The sequence below is a fragment of the Desulfurella multipotens genome, from assembly GCF_900101285.1.
Lineage (GTDB): Bacteria > Campylobacterota_A > Desulfurellia > Desulfurellales > Desulfurellaceae > Desulfurella > Desulfurella acetivorans.
The window spans coordinates 57,923-78,535 of sequence record NZ_FMYU01000001.1 but is presented as its reverse complement, the minus strand read 5'-3'; the positions used below and the strand labels follow the sequence as shown (position 1 = coordinate 78,535).

General features: G+C 32.6%; 26 protein-coding genes. 10 read left to right on the top strand and 16 right to left on the bottom strand.

Annotated elements, in window-relative coordinates:
• Positions 1-8 precede the first annotated feature (8 nt).
• The 16 genes from pilB to BLQ93_RS00345 all read right to left on the bottom strand — a co-directional run bounded on the left by pilB (position 9) and on the right by BLQ93_RS00345 (position 11,778).
• Positions 9-1,706 carry a type IV-A pilus assembly ATPase PilB gene (pilB, locus tag BLQ93_RS00420; protein ID WP_092127376.1) on the bottom strand — a complete coding sequence of 566 codons (1,698 nt, stop codon included), beginning with the start codon at positions 1,704-1,706 and terminating at the stop codon, positions 9-11.
• On the bottom strand, positions 1,693-2,487 hold the full coding sequence (gene aroE, locus BLQ93_RS00415; protein ID WP_092127374.1) for a shikimate dehydrogenase: 795 nt from the start codon (positions 2,485-2,487) through the stop codon (positions 1,693-1,695). Before aroE ends, pilB begins: the two co-directional genes overlap by 14 nt.
• Complete coding sequence (tsaE, locus tag BLQ93_RS00410; protein WP_092127372.1) at positions 2,468-2,884, bottom strand: tRNA (adenosine(37)-N6)-threonylcarbamoyltransferase complex ATPase subunit type 1 TsaE; 417 nt, start codon at positions 2,882-2,884, stop codon at positions 2,468-2,470. The genes aroE and tsaE overlap by 20 nt, the downstream gene beginning before the upstream one ends.
• A complete protein-coding gene (locus tag BLQ93_RS00405) occupies positions 2,881-3,303 on the bottom strand; it encodes a 23S rRNA (pseudouridine(1915)-N(3))-methyltransferase RlmH (RefSeq protein ID WP_092127370.1) in 423 nt (140 codons plus the stop codon). The genes tsaE and BLQ93_RS00405 overlap by 4 nt, the downstream gene beginning before the upstream one ends.
• Positions 3,294-3,608, bottom strand: coding sequence for a ribosome silencing factor (gene rsfS, locus BLQ93_RS00400; protein WP_025392457.1), 315 nt, complete (start codon positions 3,606-3,608; stop codon positions 3,294-3,296). The genes BLQ93_RS00405 and rsfS overlap by 10 nt, the downstream gene beginning before the upstream one ends.
• Positions 3,601-4,230 (bottom strand): nicotinate-nucleotide adenylyltransferase, encoded by a 630-nt coding sequence (gene nadD, locus BLQ93_RS00395; protein WP_092127368.1) that lies wholly within the window; start codon positions 4,228-4,230, stop codon positions 3,601-3,603. Before nadD ends, rsfS begins: the two co-directional genes overlap by 8 nt.
• The gene (locus BLQ93_RS00390; RefSeq protein ID WP_092127366.1) at positions 4,227-5,459 is read right to left on the bottom strand and encodes a glutamate-5-semialdehyde dehydrogenase; all 1,233 of its coding nucleotides are present in this window, start codon (positions 5,457-5,459) and stop codon (positions 4,227-4,229) included. The genes nadD and BLQ93_RS00390 overlap by 4 nt, the downstream gene beginning before the upstream one ends.
• Before the next feature lie 10 nt (positions 5,460-5,469).
• On the bottom strand, positions 5,470-6,591 hold the full coding sequence (gene proB, locus BLQ93_RS00385; RefSeq protein ID WP_025392454.1) for a glutamate 5-kinase: 1,122 nt from the start codon (positions 6,589-6,591) through the stop codon (positions 5,470-5,472).
• A complete protein-coding gene (obgE, locus tag BLQ93_RS00380; RefSeq protein WP_092127364.1) occupies positions 6,570-7,532 on the bottom strand; it encodes a GTPase ObgE in 963 nt (320 codons plus the stop codon). The genes proB and obgE overlap by 22 nt, the downstream gene beginning before the upstream one ends.
• 4 nt (positions 7,533-7,536) lie before the next feature.
• The gene (gene rpmA, locus BLQ93_RS00375) at positions 7,537-7,785 is read right to left on the bottom strand and encodes a 50S ribosomal protein L27 (protein WP_025392452.1); all 249 of its coding nucleotides are present in this window, start codon (positions 7,783-7,785) and stop codon (positions 7,537-7,539) included.
• Positions 7,786-7,800: 15 nt separating this feature from the next.
• On the bottom strand, positions 7,801-8,100 hold the full coding sequence (rplU, locus tag BLQ93_RS00370; protein WP_025392451.1) for a 50S ribosomal protein L21: 300 nt from the start codon (positions 8,098-8,100) through the stop codon (positions 7,801-7,803).
• A 65-nt stretch (positions 8,101-8,165) separates the two neighbouring features.
• A complete protein-coding gene (locus tag BLQ93_RS00365) occupies positions 8,166-8,444 on the bottom strand; it encodes a DUF2250 domain-containing protein (RefSeq protein WP_092127362.1) in 279 nt (92 codons plus the stop codon).
• Positions 8,437-8,988 carry an HD domain-containing protein gene (locus BLQ93_RS00360; protein ID WP_092127360.1) on the bottom strand — a complete coding sequence of 184 codons (552 nt, stop codon included), beginning with the start codon at positions 8,986-8,988 and terminating at the stop codon, positions 8,437-8,439. Before BLQ93_RS00360 ends, BLQ93_RS00365 begins: the two co-directional genes overlap by 8 nt.
• Before the next feature lie 45 nt (positions 8,989-9,033).
• Positions 9,034-10,041, bottom strand: a complete 1,008-nt coding sequence (gene cydB, locus BLQ93_RS00355; RefSeq protein WP_092127358.1) for a cytochrome d ubiquinol oxidase subunit II — start codon at positions 10,039-10,041, stop codon at positions 9,034-9,036.
• An 11-nt stretch (positions 10,042-10,052) separates the two neighbouring features.
• Positions 10,053-11,360, bottom strand: coding sequence for a cytochrome ubiquinol oxidase subunit I (locus tag BLQ93_RS00350; protein WP_092127356.1), 1,308 nt, complete (start codon positions 11,358-11,360; stop codon positions 10,053-10,055).
• 13 nt (positions 11,361-11,373) lie between these two features.
• Entirely contained in the window at positions 11,374-11,778 is a 405-nt protein-coding gene (locus BLQ93_RS00345; RefSeq protein ID WP_084323634.1) for an RrF2 family transcriptional regulator, read from the bottom strand.
• A gap of 303 nt (positions 11,779-12,081) precedes the next feature.
• Here BLQ93_RS00345 and BLQ93_RS00340 point away from each other — a divergent pair, with 303 nt between their 5' ends.
• From BLQ93_RS00340 to BLQ93_RS00300, 10 genes are all read left to right on the top strand, one after another.
• Positions 12,082-12,735, top strand: a complete 654-nt coding sequence (locus tag BLQ93_RS00340) for an AmiS/UreI family transporter (RefSeq protein WP_092127354.1) — start codon at positions 12,082-12,084, stop codon at positions 12,733-12,735.
• A 238-nt stretch (positions 12,736-12,973) separates the two neighbouring features.
• Complete coding sequence (locus BLQ93_RS00335) at positions 12,974-14,242, top strand: uroporphyrinogen-III C-methyltransferase (RefSeq protein ID WP_159427451.1); 1,269 nt, start codon at positions 12,974-12,976, stop codon at positions 14,240-14,242.
• Positions 14,227-14,850: a hypothetical protein gene (locus BLQ93_RS00330; RefSeq protein ID WP_143338638.1), complete on the top strand. Its 624-nt coding sequence runs from the start codon at positions 14,227-14,229 to the stop codon at positions 14,848-14,850. Before BLQ93_RS00335 ends, BLQ93_RS00330 begins: the two co-directional genes overlap by 16 nt.
• A 292-nt stretch (positions 14,851-15,142) precedes the next feature.
• Positions 15,143-15,919 (top strand): hypothetical protein, encoded by a 777-nt coding sequence (locus tag BLQ93_RS09525; protein WP_216818712.1) that lies wholly within the window; start codon positions 15,143-15,145, stop codon positions 15,917-15,919.
• 23 nt (positions 15,920-15,942) lie between these two features.
• Positions 15,943-16,383, top strand: a complete 441-nt coding sequence (locus tag BLQ93_RS09520; protein WP_216818711.1) for a hypothetical protein — start codon at positions 15,943-15,945, stop codon at positions 16,381-16,383.
• A gap of 3 nt (positions 16,384-16,386) precedes the next feature.
• A complete protein-coding gene (gene dsrB, locus BLQ93_RS00320; RefSeq protein ID WP_092127348.1) occupies positions 16,387-17,475 on the top strand; it encodes a dissimilatory-type sulfite reductase subunit beta in 1,089 nt (362 codons plus the stop codon).
• 10 nt (positions 17,476-17,485) lie between these two features.
• Positions 17,486-17,728: a hypothetical protein gene (locus BLQ93_RS00315; RefSeq protein ID WP_092127346.1), complete on the top strand. Its 243-nt coding sequence runs from the start codon at positions 17,486-17,488 to the stop codon at positions 17,726-17,728.
• Between the two features lie 9 nt (positions 17,729-17,737).
• Complete coding sequence (locus BLQ93_RS00310; RefSeq protein ID WP_092127344.1) at positions 17,738-19,420, top strand: NAD(P)-binding protein; 1,683 nt, start codon at positions 17,738-17,740, stop codon at positions 19,418-19,420.
• Between the two features lie 13 nt (positions 19,421-19,433).
• Positions 19,434-19,775, top strand: a complete 342-nt coding sequence (locus tag BLQ93_RS00305; protein WP_025392436.1) for a TusE/DsrC/DsvC family sulfur relay protein — start codon at positions 19,434-19,436, stop codon at positions 19,773-19,775.
• 60 nt (positions 19,776-19,835) lie between these two features.
• Positions 19,836-20,606: a respiratory nitrate reductase subunit gamma gene (locus tag BLQ93_RS00300; protein WP_092127342.1), complete on the top strand. Its 771-nt coding sequence runs from the start codon at positions 19,836-19,838 to the stop codon at positions 20,604-20,606.
• Positions 20,607-20,613: the final 7 nt, after the last annotated feature.

Here is a 20,613-nt window from a genome sequence, read left to right as displayed (position 1 = left end):
TACCTCTTTTAATTTATAGCTACGCTTAAAACTTCTTCAAGCGTTGTTATGCCTTGTTTTACTTTTTGTAAGCCATCTTGTTTTAAAGTAAGCATGCCTTGCTCAAGTGCTTTTTGTCTTATATCGTTTTCAGGTTTACCGTTTATTATCATTTCTCTTATTTCATCTGTTATCGGTAGGACTTCAAATATTGCCATCCTACCTTTGTAGCCGGTATCTAAACAATGAGAGCAACCTTTTCCTTTAAAGATCTTTAAATTATCTAAATCTGATTCTAAAAAGCCTGCTTTTAATAAAACCTCTTTAGGTAAATTAATTGGTTGTTTGCAATAAGGGCAAATTTTTCTGACCAGTCTTTGGGCTAATACTAATCTGAGTGAGCTTGCAATTAAGTATCTATCTATACCCATATCTACAAGCCTTGTGATTGCTGAAACTGAGTCATTTGTATGAAGTGTAGACAACACAAGATGGCCAGTAAGTGCAGCTCTTATTGCAATTTCTGCAGTTTCTGTATCTCTTATTTCACCAACCATAATTATATCTGGATCCTGTCTTAAAAATGCTCTTAAGGCACTGCTAAAAGTTAAGCCTATATCTTCTTTAACCTGTACCTGATTAATGCCTTCCAAGTTATATTCTACAGGGTCTTCAACAGACATAATGTTTCTATCGTCTCTGTTTAATTCATTTAAAGCTGCATAAAGCGTAGTGGATTTACCCGAACCCGTTGGACCTGTAACAATAACCACACCGTTTGGTAAGTTTATTGCATTTCTAAATCTTTGCAAATCAAGCTGTCTCATGTTTAAATTATCAAGCGAAACTTTAATATTTTCTCTATCAAGCAATCGCATAACAAGTTTTTCACCAAAAACAGTTGGCACAGTGGATACTCTTAAATCAATTAGTTTTCCAAGCGCTTTTATTCTGATTCTACCGTCTTGGGGTAGTCTTTTTTCTGCAATATTTAATTTTGACATAATTTTAAAGCGCGTAATAAGGTTTGACGCAATTGTTTTTGGCGGTGTATTAACTGTTTTTGCTTTGCCATCAATTCTAAACCTAACTCTAAATGTATTTTCATATGGCTCTAAATGTATATCTGATGCTCCTTCTTTAACAGCAGATTCTAATATACTATTTGCAAGCTTAATAATTGGTGCTTCATCAAAATTTACAGCTTCATCAAAGTCAAGACTTTCTATTTGTTCTACGGAATCATCAAAATTATCAGTCACATGTTTTACAAGCACTTCCAGGTCTTTTGCTGTACCATAATATCTTATCAAGTATTCATTAATCTGGCTTTCTTTAGCAAGATAAACGGATATTTTTTTGCCGGTTAGAAAACGTATTTCGTCTATTAAAAAAACATTTTCAGCATTAAACAAAGCTATTTTTAATGTATTATTATCTATCGCAAATGGGAAGATGCGGTGTTTTCTTACAACTTCGCTTGGTATTGAATTGATTGCCTCTTTTTGAGGTTGAATTTTTGAAAGATCGATTGTTTCTAAGCCATATTTTTTAGATAAAAACTCCAAAAGCTCATCTTCTGTTATAAAATGTTCTTCTATAAGTATTTTGCCTAGTCGTTCACCTGTTTGAGCTTGTTTTTGTAAAGCTTTTTCGAGCTGTTCTTGTGTAATTTTATTTTCATATAAAAGCATTGTGCCAAGTAATTGCCTGTTAGCTTGGGCCATTTATAACCTCAAATGCATGGTTTATATCAAACTCAATGTCAGTCCAGATTTTAAATGCATGGTATGCCTGATAGATAAACATTTTTGTACCATCTATGCCATTTATCCCAACAGCCGCAGCTTTCTTTATAAGCTCAGATTTATAAACAATATCTATTAATAAACTATTTTTGTTTAATAAATTTAGATCAATGATATCTTCGCTACCTAATATGCCAGCTGATGTTGTGTTTACAATAATTTCATTTTTATATATATCTTTTTTTTCTATTAAATTAAGTGTTATTAAGTCTCCAAATTGCTCTTTAAGTTTAAAAGCATTTGCAAATGTTCTATTGTAAATATTTAAAGATTTAACGCCCTTTTTATAAAAGGCATAAATGCAAGCAGCAGATGCTCCGCCAGAACCTAATATGCAGATGCTTTTATTGCAATCTATATCTTTTATGGTTTCAAAAAAGCCAAGGTAGTCTGTATTGTAACCCAAAAGCGTCCCGTTTGAATTTTTAATTGTGTTTATTGATCCAATAATTTTTGCTTGACTCTCGATAGAATCTAAGAATTTAATCACTTCGTTTTTGAAAGGTAATGTAACGTTTAAACCTTTAATACCAAGACCTTTAACGCCTTCTACAGCTTGTTTTATGTTGTTTACTTCAAAAGCTAAGTAAACGGCATCAATACCATATTTTTCAAACATAGCATTGTGTAACTTCGGTGATAAGCTATGCTTTATTGGTTTACCGATTATCGCGTATAATTTAGTTTGTGGCCCAATCAATCCCGATACTCCTTTGTTTTATTGTCAAATTAAATTCTATCACAATATCGGGTTTAATTTCAAGTAAATTCGGCCATTCTATAAAAAAAATTGCTACTTGATCAAAGTATTCAAAAATTCCCGCATTAAGAAGCTCTTCTTTTGTTTGAATTCTATATAAATCCATATGTATTACTTTTTTTTCTTTTGTGTAATATTCATGTGCGATAGTAAAGGATGGGCTTCCTTTAAAATCTTTAATACCTAGATAATGCAAAACAAATCTGACAAAAGTTGTTTTACCACTTCCTAAGTCTCCTTTTAAAAAAATAATAGCCTGGTTTTTGTTTTTTATTATTTGTGCAAATTCTTGTGCAATTTTTTTTGTTTGAGATAGTGTTTTTATATTATAAATCATTCTTTGTGATATGGTAAATTTTTAATTATTGTAAAACTTCTATAAACGCTTTCGCATACAATTAATCTTGCAATTTGGTGTGGAAGTGTGAGTTTTGAAAGAGAAAGAAAAAAAGCATCTTTAAAATATTTTTTATCTATTCCAAAAGCACCACCCACTACAAATACCATAGGTTTATTAATTGTTTCGATAAGATTTGCAAATTCGTACGAATTTAGTTGTTTGCCGTTTTCATCGAGTATAAATACAAAATCATCTGGTTTTATCTTTTTTTGTATAAACAAGGCTTCTAATTTAAGCGTTGAAGGTTTAATGTAAATCATTTCGGCACTGCAAAATGCTTTTATACGTTTTATATAAACTTCACAGAAACTATCTAACTTAAGTTTTTTCCCCACAAAAATAAACTTTACTTGCATTCGAAAGTATCAATTGGCATATCTTTCCATAAATACTCTAAGTCTATTTCTTTTCTTTTTGATTCACTGAATAAATGAATAATAATCAGTCCGCAGTCTATAAGTATCCAGTCACCCTTTTCATCACTTTCCACATGGTTAATTATACTTAATTTTTCAAGCTCATCCACACAAGCAAGGGATTGATTTAAAGAACTACTTGTGCCTATAACAAAATAATCAAATAAAACCTGTATATTTTTCATGTCAATAATTTTAATGTGTTCAATTTTTTTTTCGCACAATATATCTAAAATTTTATTCATTAAGGTAAAACCTCTTTTCTAAAATCATTTTTTCTACATCGTAGGGCACAAAATACCTGATGGTTTTTTTTTCTTTAACACGTTTTCTAATCTGACTTGAAGATATGTCTATTTTTCGGTAATAAATATAAGCACTTTGGTGTCTTGGGGGGTATTTTGCAATTTTTTTTGCTTCAATAAATTTTATCCAGTTATATTTTAATTTTATTTGTTCAATACTATATTTGGGCCTTGTTATAATAATAAAAGTTATTTTATTAAGTAATTCTCTATAGCCCTTCCATGTATCGATACTCAAAAATGCATCTGCACCTATACAATAAAACAGTTCATCATTTTTGTATTGTTTTTTTAACAAATCAATTGTATCGACAGTATAGCTAATTTCTTTTGAGTTTATTTCGATATCACTTACTTCAAAGCCCTCAAGACCAGCTACACTTAAGGCAACCATATCGTACCTGTCTTTTGCACTTAGATCAATAATCTTTTTGTGAGGCGGTATGCCTGTTGGTATAAATACAAATTTATCAATCAAAAAATACTCCTTTATTTCAATTGCACTGATTAAATGACCAATATGTATAGGATTGAATGTGCCACCAAAAAAAGCTATCCTCATGATCTTATTTGACCATTTCCTCTAATTTTATATTTGTATGTTGTAAGCTCTTCCAAAGCCATTGGACCTCGTGCATGCAATTTTGAAGTACTTATACCTATTTCTGCTCCAAAACCAAACTCACCACCATCACTAAAACGTGTAGAAGCATTAACATAAACACAAGCAGCATCAACTTTATTCAAAAAATCTTCTGCATTTGTGTAATTTTGCGTTACAATTGCTTCTGAGTGTTTTGAGCCGTACTCATTTATATGCTCTATTGCCTGGTCTGTGCTATCAACGATTTTAATGGATAGTATGTAATCTAAATACTCTGTTTGCCAATCTTCTTGAGTTGCTTGTTTTATATTAGGTAAAATTTTAAGCGTGTTTTCACATCCTCTAAGTTCAACAATATTTTCAAATTTTTTTGCTAGAGCAGGCAAAAACTCACTTGCAATATTTTTGTGGACCAAAAGCGTTTCTATGGCATTGCAAACGGATGGTCTTTGAACTTTTGCATTGTATGCAATATTTAATGCCATATCAATATTTGCGCTTTCGTCAATATATAAGTGACACAAACCTTTATAATGCTGAATTACTGGCACTGTAGCGTTTTTTGAAATATGCGTAATAAGTGATTCACCACCTCTTGGTATTAATAAATCAATATATTTATCCATTTTAATCAAATAATCTATAGCTTGTCTTTCGGTTTTGTCTATAAAAGTTAAAAAGTCAGGGTTTATATTACATGAGGTTAATGTATCTCTTATAAGGTTACTTAGATATTTGTTTGTGTTGAAAGCTTCTTTGCCTCCTCTTAACACGCAAGCGTTTGAGCTTTTAAAACACAATGCAAACGCATCAACCGTTACATTTGGTCTTGCTTCATATATTATTGCTATTGTTCCAATAGGAACACGTACTTTTTCTATTTCAAGGTCGTTTTTTAGCTTCCAACCTTTTATAATTTCACCTACTGGGCTTTTAAGGTTTATTATAGTATGCAAAGACTCAATTATTGAATCAATTCTTTTTTCATTCAAAGTAAGCCTATCTGTTAGGGCTTTGGATAGATTACTTGATTGAATATCTTTTAAGTTTTCTTCTATAATCTGGTTTTTTTTCATACCTATATTGTAAGCAATTTTTTCTAAACAAGCATTGATTTTTTCTTCACTTAAAATTGTTTGAGATGCTTTTTTTGCTTTTTTACATAGATTTTCAATGTAATTCAACATAGACACTCCTTTAGTTATTTTCTAATATTATTATATTATCTGTGCTTATTACATCATCTTGAGTTTTATGGCCCAATATTTTGTTAATTTCTTTTGAATGAATGCCTTTTATTTTTTCAATATCGGTAGAATCATAGTTTACAATACCTTTTGCCACAGGTTTACCTTCGAAAACAATATCTACAACATTACCTTTTAAAAAGACACCTTCAATATTTTTTATACCTTTTGCCAAAAGGCCTTTGCGCCGTTTTATACTTTCGAATGCGCCTTGGTCAATATATAGTTTGCCCAAACTTAAACAATTATTGATCCAGTATACTTTTGATTTTACATAGTCTTTCGGTAAAAAAATTGTATAAAGGAAATTTTTGTCTAAAAATAAGCTTTTTATAGGATTTGTTTTTTTACCATTAATTATGACAGCAGTTTTGCCCCCTTTTGATGCAGTTAGAGCTGCTTTTATCTTGCTGGCAATACCGCCTTCTCCAAGCTTACTTTTACCTTTTAGGTTTTTTAATAAAGGTTCTTCATTGGTAATTGTTTTTATAAGTGTGCTATCTGGATATAATTTTGGGTCTTTATCAAATACGCCATCTACATCTGTTAAAATTATAAGCAAATTACCTTCAACAAGATTTAAAATATGAGCCGAAAGGCTATCATTGTCACCAAACATTAATTCTTTAACTGCAACCGAATCATTTTCGTTTACTATGGGTATTATCTTTAAACCAAAGAGTGCTTCAAATGTATTTTTGGCATTTAAATAGCGCTTTCTGCTTAATATATCTTCAATACTTATCAAAACTTGCGATACATTTAGTGAATAGTGTGCAAATGCTTTAGTATATAAGCTCATCAAGTAAGGTTGTCCGATACTTGCCAAAGCCTGTCTAAGAGGTAGGTTTTCGGGTTTTTTCTTAATTTTTAGAATTTTCATACCGCATGCAACAGCACCGCTAGATACAATAAGTACTTCTTTATTTTGATTTATTAAAAAAGAAACATCTTGGGCTATTTCATTAATCTTATTAATATCTATATCGTTGTTATTTGCTACAATAGCACTACCAACTTTAATAACAATCCTTTTATATCTGTTTATATCTATATATTCTTGGTTATCCAATCAAGGAGCTCCTTTATATTTGTTTTCTTTAGTGCGCTTATAAAAAAAATATCATAAGGTGTAAATTGTTTTTTAAAGTTTTCTTTATCTATATTTGCTAGAATATCAATCTTATTTAAAGCAATTGCAAATTTTTTACTTTGCAGATTTAAGCCATAATGTTCAAGTTCTTTAATTAGAATATCAAAGCGTGATTTTGGATTGTCTGTAATATCTAAAATAAATACTAAAATCTTAGTACGCTCAATATGTCGCAAAAACTGTATACCCATACCTTTGCCTTGACTTGCACCTTCAATTAGGCCAGGAATATCAGCAACAACAAAACTTTTATCATTGTGAAGAACGTAACCTAAATGAGGCACAAGCGTTGTAAAAGGGTAAGGGGCAACTATCGGTGTGGCATTTGAAATTGCTCTCAACAAACTTGACTTTCCTGCGTTTGGAAACCCTACTAACCCAACATCTGCTAGGAGTTTTAGTTCAAGTATAATTTCTTGTTCTTGTGTTTTTTTGCCTTTGGTAGCAATCCTTGGTGTTTGATTTGTTGAAGTGGCAAAATGAGAGTTTCCTTTGCCGCCTTCACCACCAAAACTAGCAATAAATTCTTTTTCGTCTACATCCAAATCAGCTAATATATTCCCATCAGTATCTTTTATTACTGTGCCGATTGGAACTTCTATGACTAAATCCTGTCCGTTTTTACCCGTTTTATTATTTGAAGAACCACTTTGGCCGTTTTGTGCTTTAAAAAACTTTTGAAAACGAAATTTTAGAAGCGTATTTTCGTGTTTTGTTGCTTTAAATACAATATTACCACCTCTGCCACCATCACCACCATCAGGTCCGCCTTTTGCTACAAACTTTTCCCTTCTAAAGCTTACACAACCATCTCCACCATTACCCGATTTTATTGTGATTTTTGCATAATCTATGAACATTTTGTTAGGCTATTACACTAACTATCTTTTTTCCTAATTTTTCTCCAAATTTTACTGTGCCGCTTTTAAGGGCAAACAAAGTGTAGTCTTTTCCTAATTTTGTATTGAGACCTGGATGAAAATGGCTTCCTCTTTGCCTAACAATTATTTCGCCAGCATTGACAAATTGACCATCTGATCTTTTTACGCCAAGTCTTTTGCCAATAGAATCCCTTCCGTTTTTACTACTGCCAAGTCCTTTTTTATGTGCCATTTATTTGCCTCCTTGTTAAGCTAAAATCTGCGTAATTTTTACTTGTGTAAAATGTTGTCTGTGGCCAATCTTTTTCTTAAAGCCTTTTCTTCTTTTAAATTTAAAAACAATAATTTTTTTTGCTTTACCTTGAGTAATAACCGTAGCTTTCACTTTAGCATTTTCTACATAAGGATTACCTACTTTACCATCTACCATTAAAACTTTATCAAATTCAATTTCATTACCTTTTGATGCATTTAATTTTTCTACCTTTAAAATATCTCCTTCTTTTACGATATATTGTTTTGAACCCGTTTCAATTACAGCAAACATAAACTGCCTCCTTCAAATATCAACCCTTATTTTTACTAAATTTCGTATTTTTTGTCAATAAAATACTAGCTTATCAATTCTTTTAGAAACTGTTTACCATTATGACTTAGTTGATAATAGGTATGGTTTCTGTGTTTTATTAGTTTAGTTTTGTTATCAATCTTGTATTTTGTAAACCTTGATTTTACCTTTTCAAGATAGCCTAACTCTAGCAATTTTTTATGCACTTTAAATGCTTCGCATAGTTTTATGTTTAGTGCTTTTGCTAAAGATTTTGAGTAGTCGCAACCTTTTTGTTTGTGGTATTTTAAAACTTCAATCTCAAGATTGTTTAAGTCACACACCTAATTTATCAGAAATTTTATTTAAAGATTTAATTAAAAAATCGATATGTTCATCCAAATTTACACCAAGTTCATTGGCAGCAGTGTATATATCATCTCTGTTTACACCTTTTGCAAATGCCTTGTCTTTAAGTTTTTTCTTTACACTTTTTACAGAAAGACTTGAAATTTTTTTATCTGGCATTACATATGCACAAGCTAAAATAAATCCACATAGTTCGTCAACTGCGAATAATGTTTTAGCCATTAATGTATCCCTATCTACACCAGTGTAGGTTGCATGAGATAGTATTGCTTTTATGACATCTTCTGGATAATTTTTTTGCCTTAAAATTTCTGCACCAACATAGGGGTGTTCCTCTTTGGAGGGATGTTTTTCATAGTCAAAATCATGCAGAAGACCGACTATTGCCCATTTATCTTCATCTTCACCAAATTTTTGCGCATATGATCGCATTGCTTGCTCCACTGCCAGGGCATGCTTTAGTAGTGATTCAGATTTAGTATACTCGTTAAGCAAATTATAGGCCTCGTTTCTATCCATTAAAAAACCTCCCAATGTAACAAGAGGGCTTTAACCCTCTTGTTATCAGTAGCCTTCTTCAATTTTTGTTTTACCGTGAAATATTCTATACGAGTATATTGTATAAATCAATACTAAAGGCATGCCAATTAATGCTATAATTAACATGGTTTGAAGTGTTAATTGGGAAGATGCAGCATTATAAATATTCAAACTGTATGCGGGATTTTTTGCAATAATGAGGTTGGGAAATAAACTTAAATAAGCAGTTAATATAACCATCGCAATTGATAATGAGCTTGCAATTATTGCACATAGAGGCTGGTTTCTTTGAATTCTTATGATTGATGCAAGCATAAATAAAAGCGCAAGAATAGGAATAGCAAACATTATTGGATGTGTAAGGTAGTTAGTAAACAAATTATTGTGCAATACATAGGTTAATAGCGTGCAAATTAAAAATAAAATAAAATAACCGCTCCAGTAAACCTTTGCCCAATTTTTTACTTTTTGTTGAAATTCACCTTCAGTTTTTAAAAATAACCAAACTGTTCCTTGATAGGATAGCATAAAAAAAGCTAAAACGCCGACTAAAATAGAATAAGGGTTAAGTAGATCAAAAAAAGTACCTATATAATCGCCATTTTTGTTTAAATCAAGACCAGATAGCACATTTCCTACAGCTACGCCAAAAAGAACTATAGCAACTATACTTGATATAGAAAAAATCCAATCAAATAAAGTTTTTGTGGATTCTTTTTGAAAATGATTTCTAAGCTCTAAAGAGACAGCCCTAAATATCAAAGCAAACAATAACAAAATTAAAGCCAGATAGAATCCGCTAAACGCTGTAGCATAAACCATTGGAAATGCCGCAAATAAAGCACCACCACCTGTTATTAGCCATACTTCATTTCCGTCCCAAACAGGTGCTATGGAGTTTAAAGCAATATCGCGCTCTTGGAATTTTGCAAATAAATATACCGAGCCTACACCCAAATCAAAACCATCTAAAATGGCATATCCAATTATTAATATGCCAACAAGAAAAAACCATATTATATTAAGATCCATTGTAAGCCTCCTTAATCCATTTTAAAAGTTTTTACTGTATGTATGGTTAAATATAAAAATATACCAAACAAAACCGCATAAACTAATGTAAATCCTATCAAAGACACCGCTACATCACCAGCCGGTAGTGGGCTAAATGCATCTTTTGTTCTAAGCAGACCATAGACTGCCCATGGTTGCCTGCCTACCTCTGTTGTTATCCAGCCAAGTTCATTTGCAATGTAAGGCAAAGGTATAAATGCCCACAATGCTGATAAGTATGGTTTTGTTGTAAACAATTTTTTCTTGTAAAGCAAAAACACGCCGACTAAAAAAGTTAATATAAAGAGTGTTCCAAGGGCTACCATTAAGTGAAAAGAATAAAAAGTTAAAGTCATAGGCGGTAAGTCATCTTTTGGAAATGCATCAATACCTTTAACAACAGCATTGACATTATGATCAGCTAAAAAACTTAAAGCGCCTGGTATTCCTATTTCGACAAGCATTTTATTTTGTGAAGGATCAGGTATGCCAAAAACGAGCAATGGTGCTTTACTTTGTGTTTTAAATAAACCTTCAAAAGATGCTAACTTTTCTGGTTGAGTTTTTGCAACTACCCTTGCACTTTCATCGCCAAACGGGAAAAGCTGTAAAATTGATACTATTACGCCAAAAATTACAGCTAGTTTCAATGATCTTTTAGCTAGTTCTAAATTTTTTCCTTTTATCAGAAAATACGCACTAATGCCAGCCATGAATATCGCACCCGTAATATATGAGGCATCTACTGTATGCAAAAACATAGAAGGCATTGTTGGGTTAAAAACTGCTTCCCAGAAGTTTGTCAAAACAGCCCTGCCACCCTCCACCTTATATCCAGCTGGTGTTTGTTGCCATGAGTTTGCAATTAAAATCCACAAAGCAGATAGTGTTGAGCCGAAAGCAACCATCAAAAATGAAAAAAACCTCATAAATCTGGATAATCTATTTTTTCCAACCAAATATAAACCTAAAAATGTACTTTCTAAGAAAAATGCAAAAACACCTTCAGCAGCCAATGGCGCCCCAAATATATCTCCTACAAACCTTGAGTAATTTGACCAGTTTGTACCAAACTCAAATTCCATTACAATACCTGATGCTACGCCAATAACAAAATTGATAGCAAAAAGTTTAGCCCAAAAATCCGCCATTTTTCTGTAAATTTCATCGTTGGTTTTAAGGTACATATACTCAATTATTGCAATTAGTGTACCCAAACCGATCGTAAGCGGTGGATAAATAAAGTGAAAGCCTGCAGTAACGCCAAACTGTATCCTGGACAATAACTCTGCATCCATAAACCTTACCTCCTCAAATTCTAAAGATTATATCTTTCAATTTTAAGTCATCTAAAGCTTTATTAATGCAAAGTTCTAATTTTTGCAAATGGTATGTGAAGCTACAGTACGGGTTTAACTCGCAGGCGCTTGGATCATCTGTACATAAATTAACATGTTTATAGCCACCCAAGTCCTTAATTATATCAAGTACACTTATTCTACTTGTATCCAAATCTTTATTAAATTCAATGTAGCCGCCTCTTCCTTGAGAAGACAAAAGATAATTTTTCCTAACAAGTTTATTGACAATTTTATGTGCAAATGGCTTTGGAATATAGAGTATTTTGCTAATTTCTTCAACTGTGGCGCTTTCGATATTTGAAAGCAAACTCAATATCCTTATCGCGTAATCAATTTCCCTTGAAATAATATTCATAGTTAAAATATAAAAAATATTACTAAAAAAGTCAAGATTAAAATGCAAAAAAATTCTAATTTAACTTAAAATTTTTTGTAACAATTATTTAATATGATTCAAAGTATAAATTTAAAAAAATTAATCAAAAGTCCTTTATTTATAATAAAAAATCAAGTAAAATTAAATTAGAAAAACTAATAATATTTTAAAACGATATTGAATTATTTTCTTGACAAATAAAAATATTACTAAATTATATAATTAGTAACTTACTTAAATTACAAAATAATAAAAATCTTTAACTAAAGGAGGTGACTCGGTATGAGTCAAAAAAGTTTCTTATCTCAAAGTTTTCTAACATTTGTCATGTGTTTTTTCTTTTTTCTGACGCTTTTTTGTAACGCCTATGCTGCTAATCAAACACAAATAGCAGTGGGTAAGTGGATTGCTCCTATAATTTATTTAGGTGCATTTGCTTTATTGTCTCAAGGATTTATGCATCTAGACCCTGAAAGAAAAAAAGCTAATGAAAAAACCGTTGGAGTGATAACTTTGGTTGTTGGTGTAATGTGGTGGCCTTTTTTAATAGCTATGATTTCCAATGAAGGACTTGGGCCAATAACAAATTTTGTTGCAGGTCTTGCCGGCATGTATGCTTTCTTTTTTATGGTTTTGGGTATATTGGAAATTTTTTCACTACCTAAAAAATCTCTTGGAGGGATTGCTATTTTGATTGGGTGGCTTACATTTGCTTATGCATTATTTTGGCTATTAAATGGTCTAAAAATTAGCTGGGCTTACCATGCATCAATAGCTTTTGTGTGGTTTGTGGCGATGAATTTAGCAGGTTTGCTTATGCAAGGTAGAATGAACGAAAAACTTGTAGGATGGGTAGTAACATTTGCAGCTTTGTATACATTTGCCATTCCTGCAATTTTATGGTCTTTACCAGCTGGAATGCAGGGACCTTTTTAATAAAGGAGGAACAAGTATGTCTTTAGTTAACTATTTGATAGGCTGTGCAGTAGTTGGTTGGCTCTTTGCGCTATTTGTTTGGCTGACACCTGATAAACAATAGACCAAAGGCTTTGCCTTTGGTCTAGTTTGACTAAAAATATATAATATGCTAAATTCTTCTTTATGAAACTAAAAAGTTTAATCAGTTTAGCTAATCCTTTTAAAGCTCATTATATTTATTAAAGAAAAACTAAATTTGTTTGGTAAGTATTTAGAATTCAGTTTTGATTTTCAAGATTGTAATTCTATGGAACAAATAGCTTCTTTCTTGCATGAAAAAATTATTGATTGTGCAGTAATTGATGCAAAAAATTGTTTGGATTTTAAGTTAGATTTTTTAGACTGGTTTTTTGTAAATTTATACGAAAATAATGAATTTGATCTTTTAATTTCAAAACAAACCAATATAGAAAAAATTGGTGTTGTGACTAATAGCCAATGGCTTTATTGTAAAAAAAGATTTAATAATGCAACCATTTCATTTATTAGGGAGTTTAAAAGCATTGATCAATTAATAGCTGATTATAGTGCGGTTATACTTCCAGGTTACATTACATATGATAGTAAATATGAATTTTATACTGAAAAAATTAACATAGCCGATATGCAAAAACCTTTGTTTGAAGGTTTTGCCTGCGTTGAATTTAGAAAAAATGATGAACGTTTTACATTATTGCGTCAGTTTTTTATAAAAAGCGTATATTTTATTGGAGCAGGTGTAGGTGATAAAAAATACGCAACACAAGAAGCTATTGATACTATAAAACATTTAGAAGTATGTTTATTTGATAACTTGATGGACCATGATTTATTAGATTTTCTTCCAGATAATGCAATTTTAGTAGATGTGGGCAAAAGATGCGAGCATCACAAATTAAATCAATCAAAAATCACTGATTTAATAAGCACCTATGCTCGAATGGGTTTTAGGGTGGGTAGATTAAAAGGAGGAGATCCTTCAATTTTTGGCAGGCTTGCTGAAGAAATAAAAGTATTGGAAGATTTAAAAATTAATTTTAATATTGTGCCTGGTATAAGCACTATAAATGCATTGTCTATAAAAAGTGGTATTATCCTAACACGAAGAGAAGTAAATAGGGGCTTTTGCGTTTTATCTGCTATTAAGCATAAAGGTGCTGCTGCTGAGTTTAGCAAAAATGAATTAACTACTTTGCCATTGGTTTTTTTTATGGGAGTAAAAGTTGTTGATAAAATAAGTAGTTCTTTAATAAACGAAGGTTATTCGCCTCAAACTAAAGTTGCTCTTGTATTTAGCATAGGCACAGATAAAGAATTTGAAATAAGAGGAACTTTGTCTGATATAACTTGTAAAGTTAACGAGTTAAAAAGTCGATTATTTTACGATAATCCTCCAGGTATATTTATTGTAGGAGATATATCCAGCTTTTATTATAAAAAAATGGCATCCTTCAGGATAAAAGGGTTTTATTGCCCGCGCCCATAGATTATAAGTTGTACTTTAATTTTAAAGATATAGGAGCAAAGCCAATTGATTATGATTTTAGTGTTAATTACAATATCAACAATGAGCTTCTAAAAAAAATATCTAATTGCAATGCTATAGCAGTTTGTGATTTAAAAATTGCTGAGGCTTTAATTAAATTTTTTCAAGATAAAGAGATGGATATACGCCTTTTACCAACACTCATAACCAATTCAAGTGAAGTTTTTGATTTTTTTAAGAAATATGGTCTACAAAGTATTAAAGATACTAATTCAATTAGTCAACTCGAAATTTGTTATTTATATAATTATAACTACAACAATGAATTTATTGAGAAATTATCTCAATCAAACGATATAATTAAAACTAAATTACAAGGGTCTATCTATAAGCAGCATGAATTGCCTGCTTTTGATATAATTTATTTTAACAATATAGAACAATTTTTTTATTTTAAAGATGCATACGGGGTAAATAGTTTAAAAAGTAAAATTGTTCTTGCAAAAGATAAAGATTTAAACCAATTTTTTGATTACGAAAAACAAGTTTATCAATTTAGCAGTAAAGATTTTAAGCAAATAATTGCAAATTTATTAAATTTGCTTTAAAAAAGTGATTGCACCTTTTAGCTCTCCTTTATAATATAACAAAGTTATATAATTTCAACAAAAAATCAATAATTATAATAAAAAATTATAAGTTATTAAGATTAACTTATTAAGTAATGTTTTAATTATGGTTGTTTTAAAGGAATAAAAATATAAAAAAATAAAAATAATTTTATTTTAATTTTTTTCATTGACTTTTATTAGATTAGTATCTAAATTTGAATATAACAAAATTATTCTTCTGAGATGGTTACGTATTTTAAGTTTTGTTACTTATTAAAGGAGGTTTAAGATGGCAGGCACAAAACACAAAACACAAAACACAAAACACAAAACGCCTCTTTTAGATGACCTAAAAGAGGGTAAATGGCCAAGTTTTGTCAAAGAGCTTGAAAAGGCTGCCCAAAAAAGCCCGCGCACCGAGGATTTGATAGGTCAACTGGAAAAATCCTATCAAGACAGAATACCTCACTGGAAACATGGGGGTATGGCAGGTGTTAGAGGTTATGGTGGAGGTATAGTTGGTAGGTTTTCTGATGAACCAGATGAATATCCAGGTGTTAAAGAATATCATACGGCAAGGTTAAACCAGATTGAAGGTTTCTTTTATACATCGGATGTATTGAGGAAGCTGGCGGATATTTGTGATGAACACGCAGGTGGTTTATTTAACTTTCATGGTTCAACAGGTGATATCCAGATACTTGGTTTTAAACAGGAAGAAGCAGAAGAGCTATTTCAAAAATGTACTCACTTAGGTTTTGATCTTGGTGGCAGTGGTTCAGCACTCAGAACACCAAGCTGTTGCGTGGGACCAGCTCGTTGTGAGTGGGCAACCTACGATACACTCCACATCACAGATAACTTAACAAGAGAATTCCAAAACGAGATGCACAGGCCAACATTTAACTATAAGTTTAAGATCAAATGTGCAGGTTGCCCAAACGACTGCATAGCATCTGGCGCCAGGTCTGATTTATCTATTGTGGGTGTATGGAAAGACAATATCAGAATTGACCAAAAGGAAGTTGCAGAATACGCAAAGAAATTTGATATTAAAAATATGTAGTTGATAAATGTCCTACTTATTGCATGGATTATACTGATGGCAAATTAACTATCGATGATTCAAACTGCGTAAAATGCATGCATTGCATTAACTCTATGCCAAAAGCTCTAAGACCTGGATTAGAAAAAGGTGCGCAAATTAGAATAGGTGCTAAAGTACCTATGGTCCAGGGTCCAAGGCTTGGGTTTATACTTATACCTTTTTACGATGTAAATAAAGACAAAGAAGAAGATTACGCTTTCTTAAAAGACTTGATTCAAAAGATATGGGATTTCTGGGATGAATACGGTACAAACAGAGAACGTGTAGGAGAATTAATCCAAAGGGTAGGCGTAGGGAATTTCCTTGAAGCTATAGGTTTGGATCCACTACCAGAAATGGTAGAGTATCCAAGGGCAAATCCATTTATCAAATTTGAAGAATATTTAGTGCCAGATGATGAAGAAGAAGGAAAGGAGGGTTAAACTATGCCAGATGTAGATAAAGGAACAGTAAGAATTACAGATATAGGTCCACCACACTATGAAGATTTTTTACCGCCTATAATTAAAAGAAATTATGGTAAGTGGTTGTATCATGAGATTTTAAAACCAGGTGTTATGGTTCATGTTTCAGAGTCTGGTGAGAAGCTCTATACTGTAAGGGTAGGCTCAACAAGGATAGTAAGCAGTGATTTTGTAAGGGAAATATCTGATCTTGCAGATAAGTATTGCGGCGGTTACTTAAGATTTACAACGAGAAATAACTTAGAATTTTTTCTTGATAAAGAAGAAAATATTGAACCCTTAATTAAAGAAGTACAGGCATTGGGTTTTCCAGTTGGTGGGATCGATCATTCGCTTGGCAATATTGTACATACTCAAGGTTGGCTACATTGCCATACATCTGCAAGTGATGCATCAGGTGTAGTTAAAGCCTTAATGGATGAGTTTTATGATTATTTTGTTTCAGACAAATTACCCGCAAAGGTAAGAATGGCATTTGCGTGTTGTCTTAATATGTGTGGTTCTGTGGGTTCTTCTGATATTGCAATTGTGGGAATGCACAGAAGACCACCAAGGGTTATGGCAGATAGGGTAAAGGATTTGTGCGAGATACCAAGTACAATAGCGGCGTGTCCGGTAGATGCAGTAAGGCCAAAAACTATAGATGGCAAGCCTTCTGTGGAAATCGATGAAGATAGATGCGTTTATTGCGGTAACTGCTATACAGTTTGCCCTGCACTTCCTATAGCTGATCCTCTAAATGATGGAGTGGCAATATTTATTGGGGGCAAAGTTTCAAATGCAAGAACAAAGCCGACTTTTTCAAAACTTGCTGTCCCGTGGCTTCCAAATAATCCGCCAAGATGGCCAGAAGTTATTGAAGCTGTAAGGACAATACTTGAAGCATACAAAGAAGGTGCAAGAAAAGGAGAACGTGTAGCAGAATGGATTGATAGGATTGGATGGCCGAAATTCTTTAAAATAACGGGCTTTGAATTTACAAAATACCATATTGATGATTTCAGATTAGGTGAAGCAACGATGAATTACTCGAACTATGCACGATTGTAAGGAGGCTACCATGACTGATGAGCAAAAACAAAAGATAAAGGAATTTGTGGTTAATCTAGTAAAGGAATACCACGGCAAAAAAAGATTTAAACCTCAGGATTTAGAAAAAGAAGTTGAGCAAAACTTTCAAAATGAGAATATTACAAGAAAAGATGCAAAAGCCGCTATAAAAGAACTTACAGATAAGGGTGAATTGATTTATGGTTATGCAGGAGGGAGCTTTCTGACTTTGCCTGAAGATCAAACGCAATAAGGAGCTATTATGGCTGTAGTAAAGGTTAAAAAAAGTATTAAAAGTTTCAGTAAACCAACTGGCACAGAATATTCTTCTGATAGGCCCATATACGTAGAAAAGCGCCCTCCTTGTTCTGATACATGTCCAAATGGAGAACAGGTTAGGGAATTTCTCCAGTACATTGCTCAGGCACAAGATTACGGCAGGACATATGAAGAAGCGCTGGAGGGCGCTTTCTATATTATTGCTCAAACAAACCCCCTACCTTCAACTACAGGTAGGGTTTGTCCACACCCTTGTGAATCAAGATGCAATAGAAAAGACAAGGATAGCGCCGTAAATATCAATGCCTGTGAAATGTTTATTGGCGATTTTGCACTAAAACATAAGTTACCTTTAAAAAAACTTGATGAGACATACGATGCAAAAGTAGCAATTATAGGCTCTGGACCATCTGGCTTATCCTGTGCATACCACCTTGCAAGAAGAGGTGTAAAGGTAACCATATTTGAAAAAGAAGAAAAACCCGGTGGTTTGTTATACTATGGTATACCTAATTTCAGATTACCAAAAGAAATTGTAAATGCAGAAATACAAAGGATTGTTGATTTTGGAGTAGAAATTAAATGCTCCAAGACATTAGGAAAAGATCTAGACATTGAAGAATTAAAGAAAGAATTTGATTGTATTTACCTTGCAGTAGGTGCATACAAACCAGAAAAACCTAGATTAGAAAATATTGGTAGCATAAAAGGTGTTTATAGCGGACTTGAGTTTTTATACCGTTTTGCAAATGGTGAGAAATTGGATATAGGTAAAGATGTTGTGGTAGTTGGTGCAGATACTGCAGCAGATGCTGCTATGATAAGCAAAAGATGGGGTGCAAACGTTACGTTTGCCTACAGAAGAACTGTGCCAGACAAAGAAACTTTTGACAAAAAAGCTTCAAGAGAGGCAATTGATGCTTACGAAGAAGGCATAACTTTCCAGTTTGCAACAGTGCTTGTTGAACTTGTAAGCGAAAACGGAAAACTTACAGGTGTTAAATTTCAGAAAATAAAGGTAGGCGCAAAAGATGAACGTGGACATGCAGCGCAGGTAGAAAACGTAGGTGAGCCTTTCTTGGTAAAAGCTGACACATTTATTTATTCAGTAGGTCAAAAACCCGACTACACAGGTTTAGAAAAGATACTTGGCCAAACAGAAGATTTTATAAAAATCAACGATAACTATCAGGTAGAAGGCCAGGACAAAGTATTTGCAGGTGGCGATGTAGTGGGTCCCAGGTTGATGTATGTAACTACGGCAATTGGGCATGGTTTTGCCGCAGCAGCAAATATAATTGAACATATAACAGGTAAAAAAATTATAGAACAGGATACAAGAAAAGTTATCGAATCAGACAAGATGCATTTAGATTTATACGAAACAAAACCGCGCCATGAAAGAACGTTTAGAGAACCAAATGAGCGTGTTAAAGATTTTGAACCTTTCATGAATGCTTTGTCAATGGAAGAGTTTATTGAAGAAACCAAGCGTTGCATGAGTTGCGGACTTTGTTTTGACTGCGGTAATTGCTTTACATATTGTTCTCATGGAGCTGTAAAGAAATTACCAAAGGGTCAGCATTATGAATTTCATCTTGAAACATGTGATGGGTGTATGAAGTGTTTTGAAAATTGTCCATGTGGCTATATAGAAAAAATGTAAAAAAGGAGGTTTTATGGCTTTTTTAGATTTTAACGGAAAAAAAATAGAGATAGATGATGAAGGCTATATCCAGCATCAGGAAGATTGGAGCAAAGAACTTGCAGAGTTTATGGCAAAACAGGATGGCATAGAACTAAAAGAAGAACATTGGAAATTGATTGATTATGTAAGAGAGTACTACAAAGAATACCAGGTTGCCCCTTCTATTAGAGCTGTAGCAAAACAGGTTGCAGAAATTTGCAATTTACCAAATGTCAGGGAAGGCAACAAGCACATATATGTTTTATTTCCAGAAGGCCCAGCAAGGCAGCTTGTTAGGTATGCAGGCTTATCAAAGCCAACAGGCTGTGTATAAAACCATATAAAAAGGCGAAAATCTTTTTTTCGCCTTTTGTTTTGCTTTTGGAGGGGATATATGGATAATTTAGATTTTGTGAGTTTTATGTACGTTATTTTGACATATGCTGCTTTTGCAATTTTGATTATTGGTATGGTTTGGAAAATAATAGTTTACGCTAAAACGCCTATGCCCGTAAAAATACCTCTTGCCCCAGCACCTAAAACCAAAACAGGAGCGTTTTTTAGGGTACTTGGGGAGGTTTTTTTCTTTAAAAGCCTTTATAGGTCAAACAAAAGTACCTGGGTTGGAGGGTATGTATTTCACGTAAGTTTGGCTATAGTGCTTATTCAGCATGTTTTAAGGCATTATGTGTATGATTTTTATCACGGCAATCATCCAGCATGGTATAATCTTCTTGTGCCTATTGGTCTTGTGTTTGGTACACTTATGCTTATAAGTTTGGTTTATTTGTTTTTAAGGCGAATATTTGTAGCAAGGGTCAAGTTTATAAGTGTGTTATCAGATTACTTTATACTGGTGCTTTTGATGCTAATTACAATAGCAGGATTGTCTGAGATAGTATTCCAAAGTCCAGCTGCGCTTGAAAAAAGTGTGGTGCAATTGGACGCATTTTTTAATAAGCTATTTATTTTTCAGCCAGTTGATATACCACACAATCCATTTTTCCTGCTACACTATACTTTAGTGTTAATACTGCTTGCCTACATACCATTTAGCAAAATTATGCACTTTGTAGGTATATTCTTTTCTCCAACACTTGCTATGAATGATGATGTAAGGGAAAATAGATATACAGATGAAAGAACAACAAGGTTAACAATTTAAGGAGGGG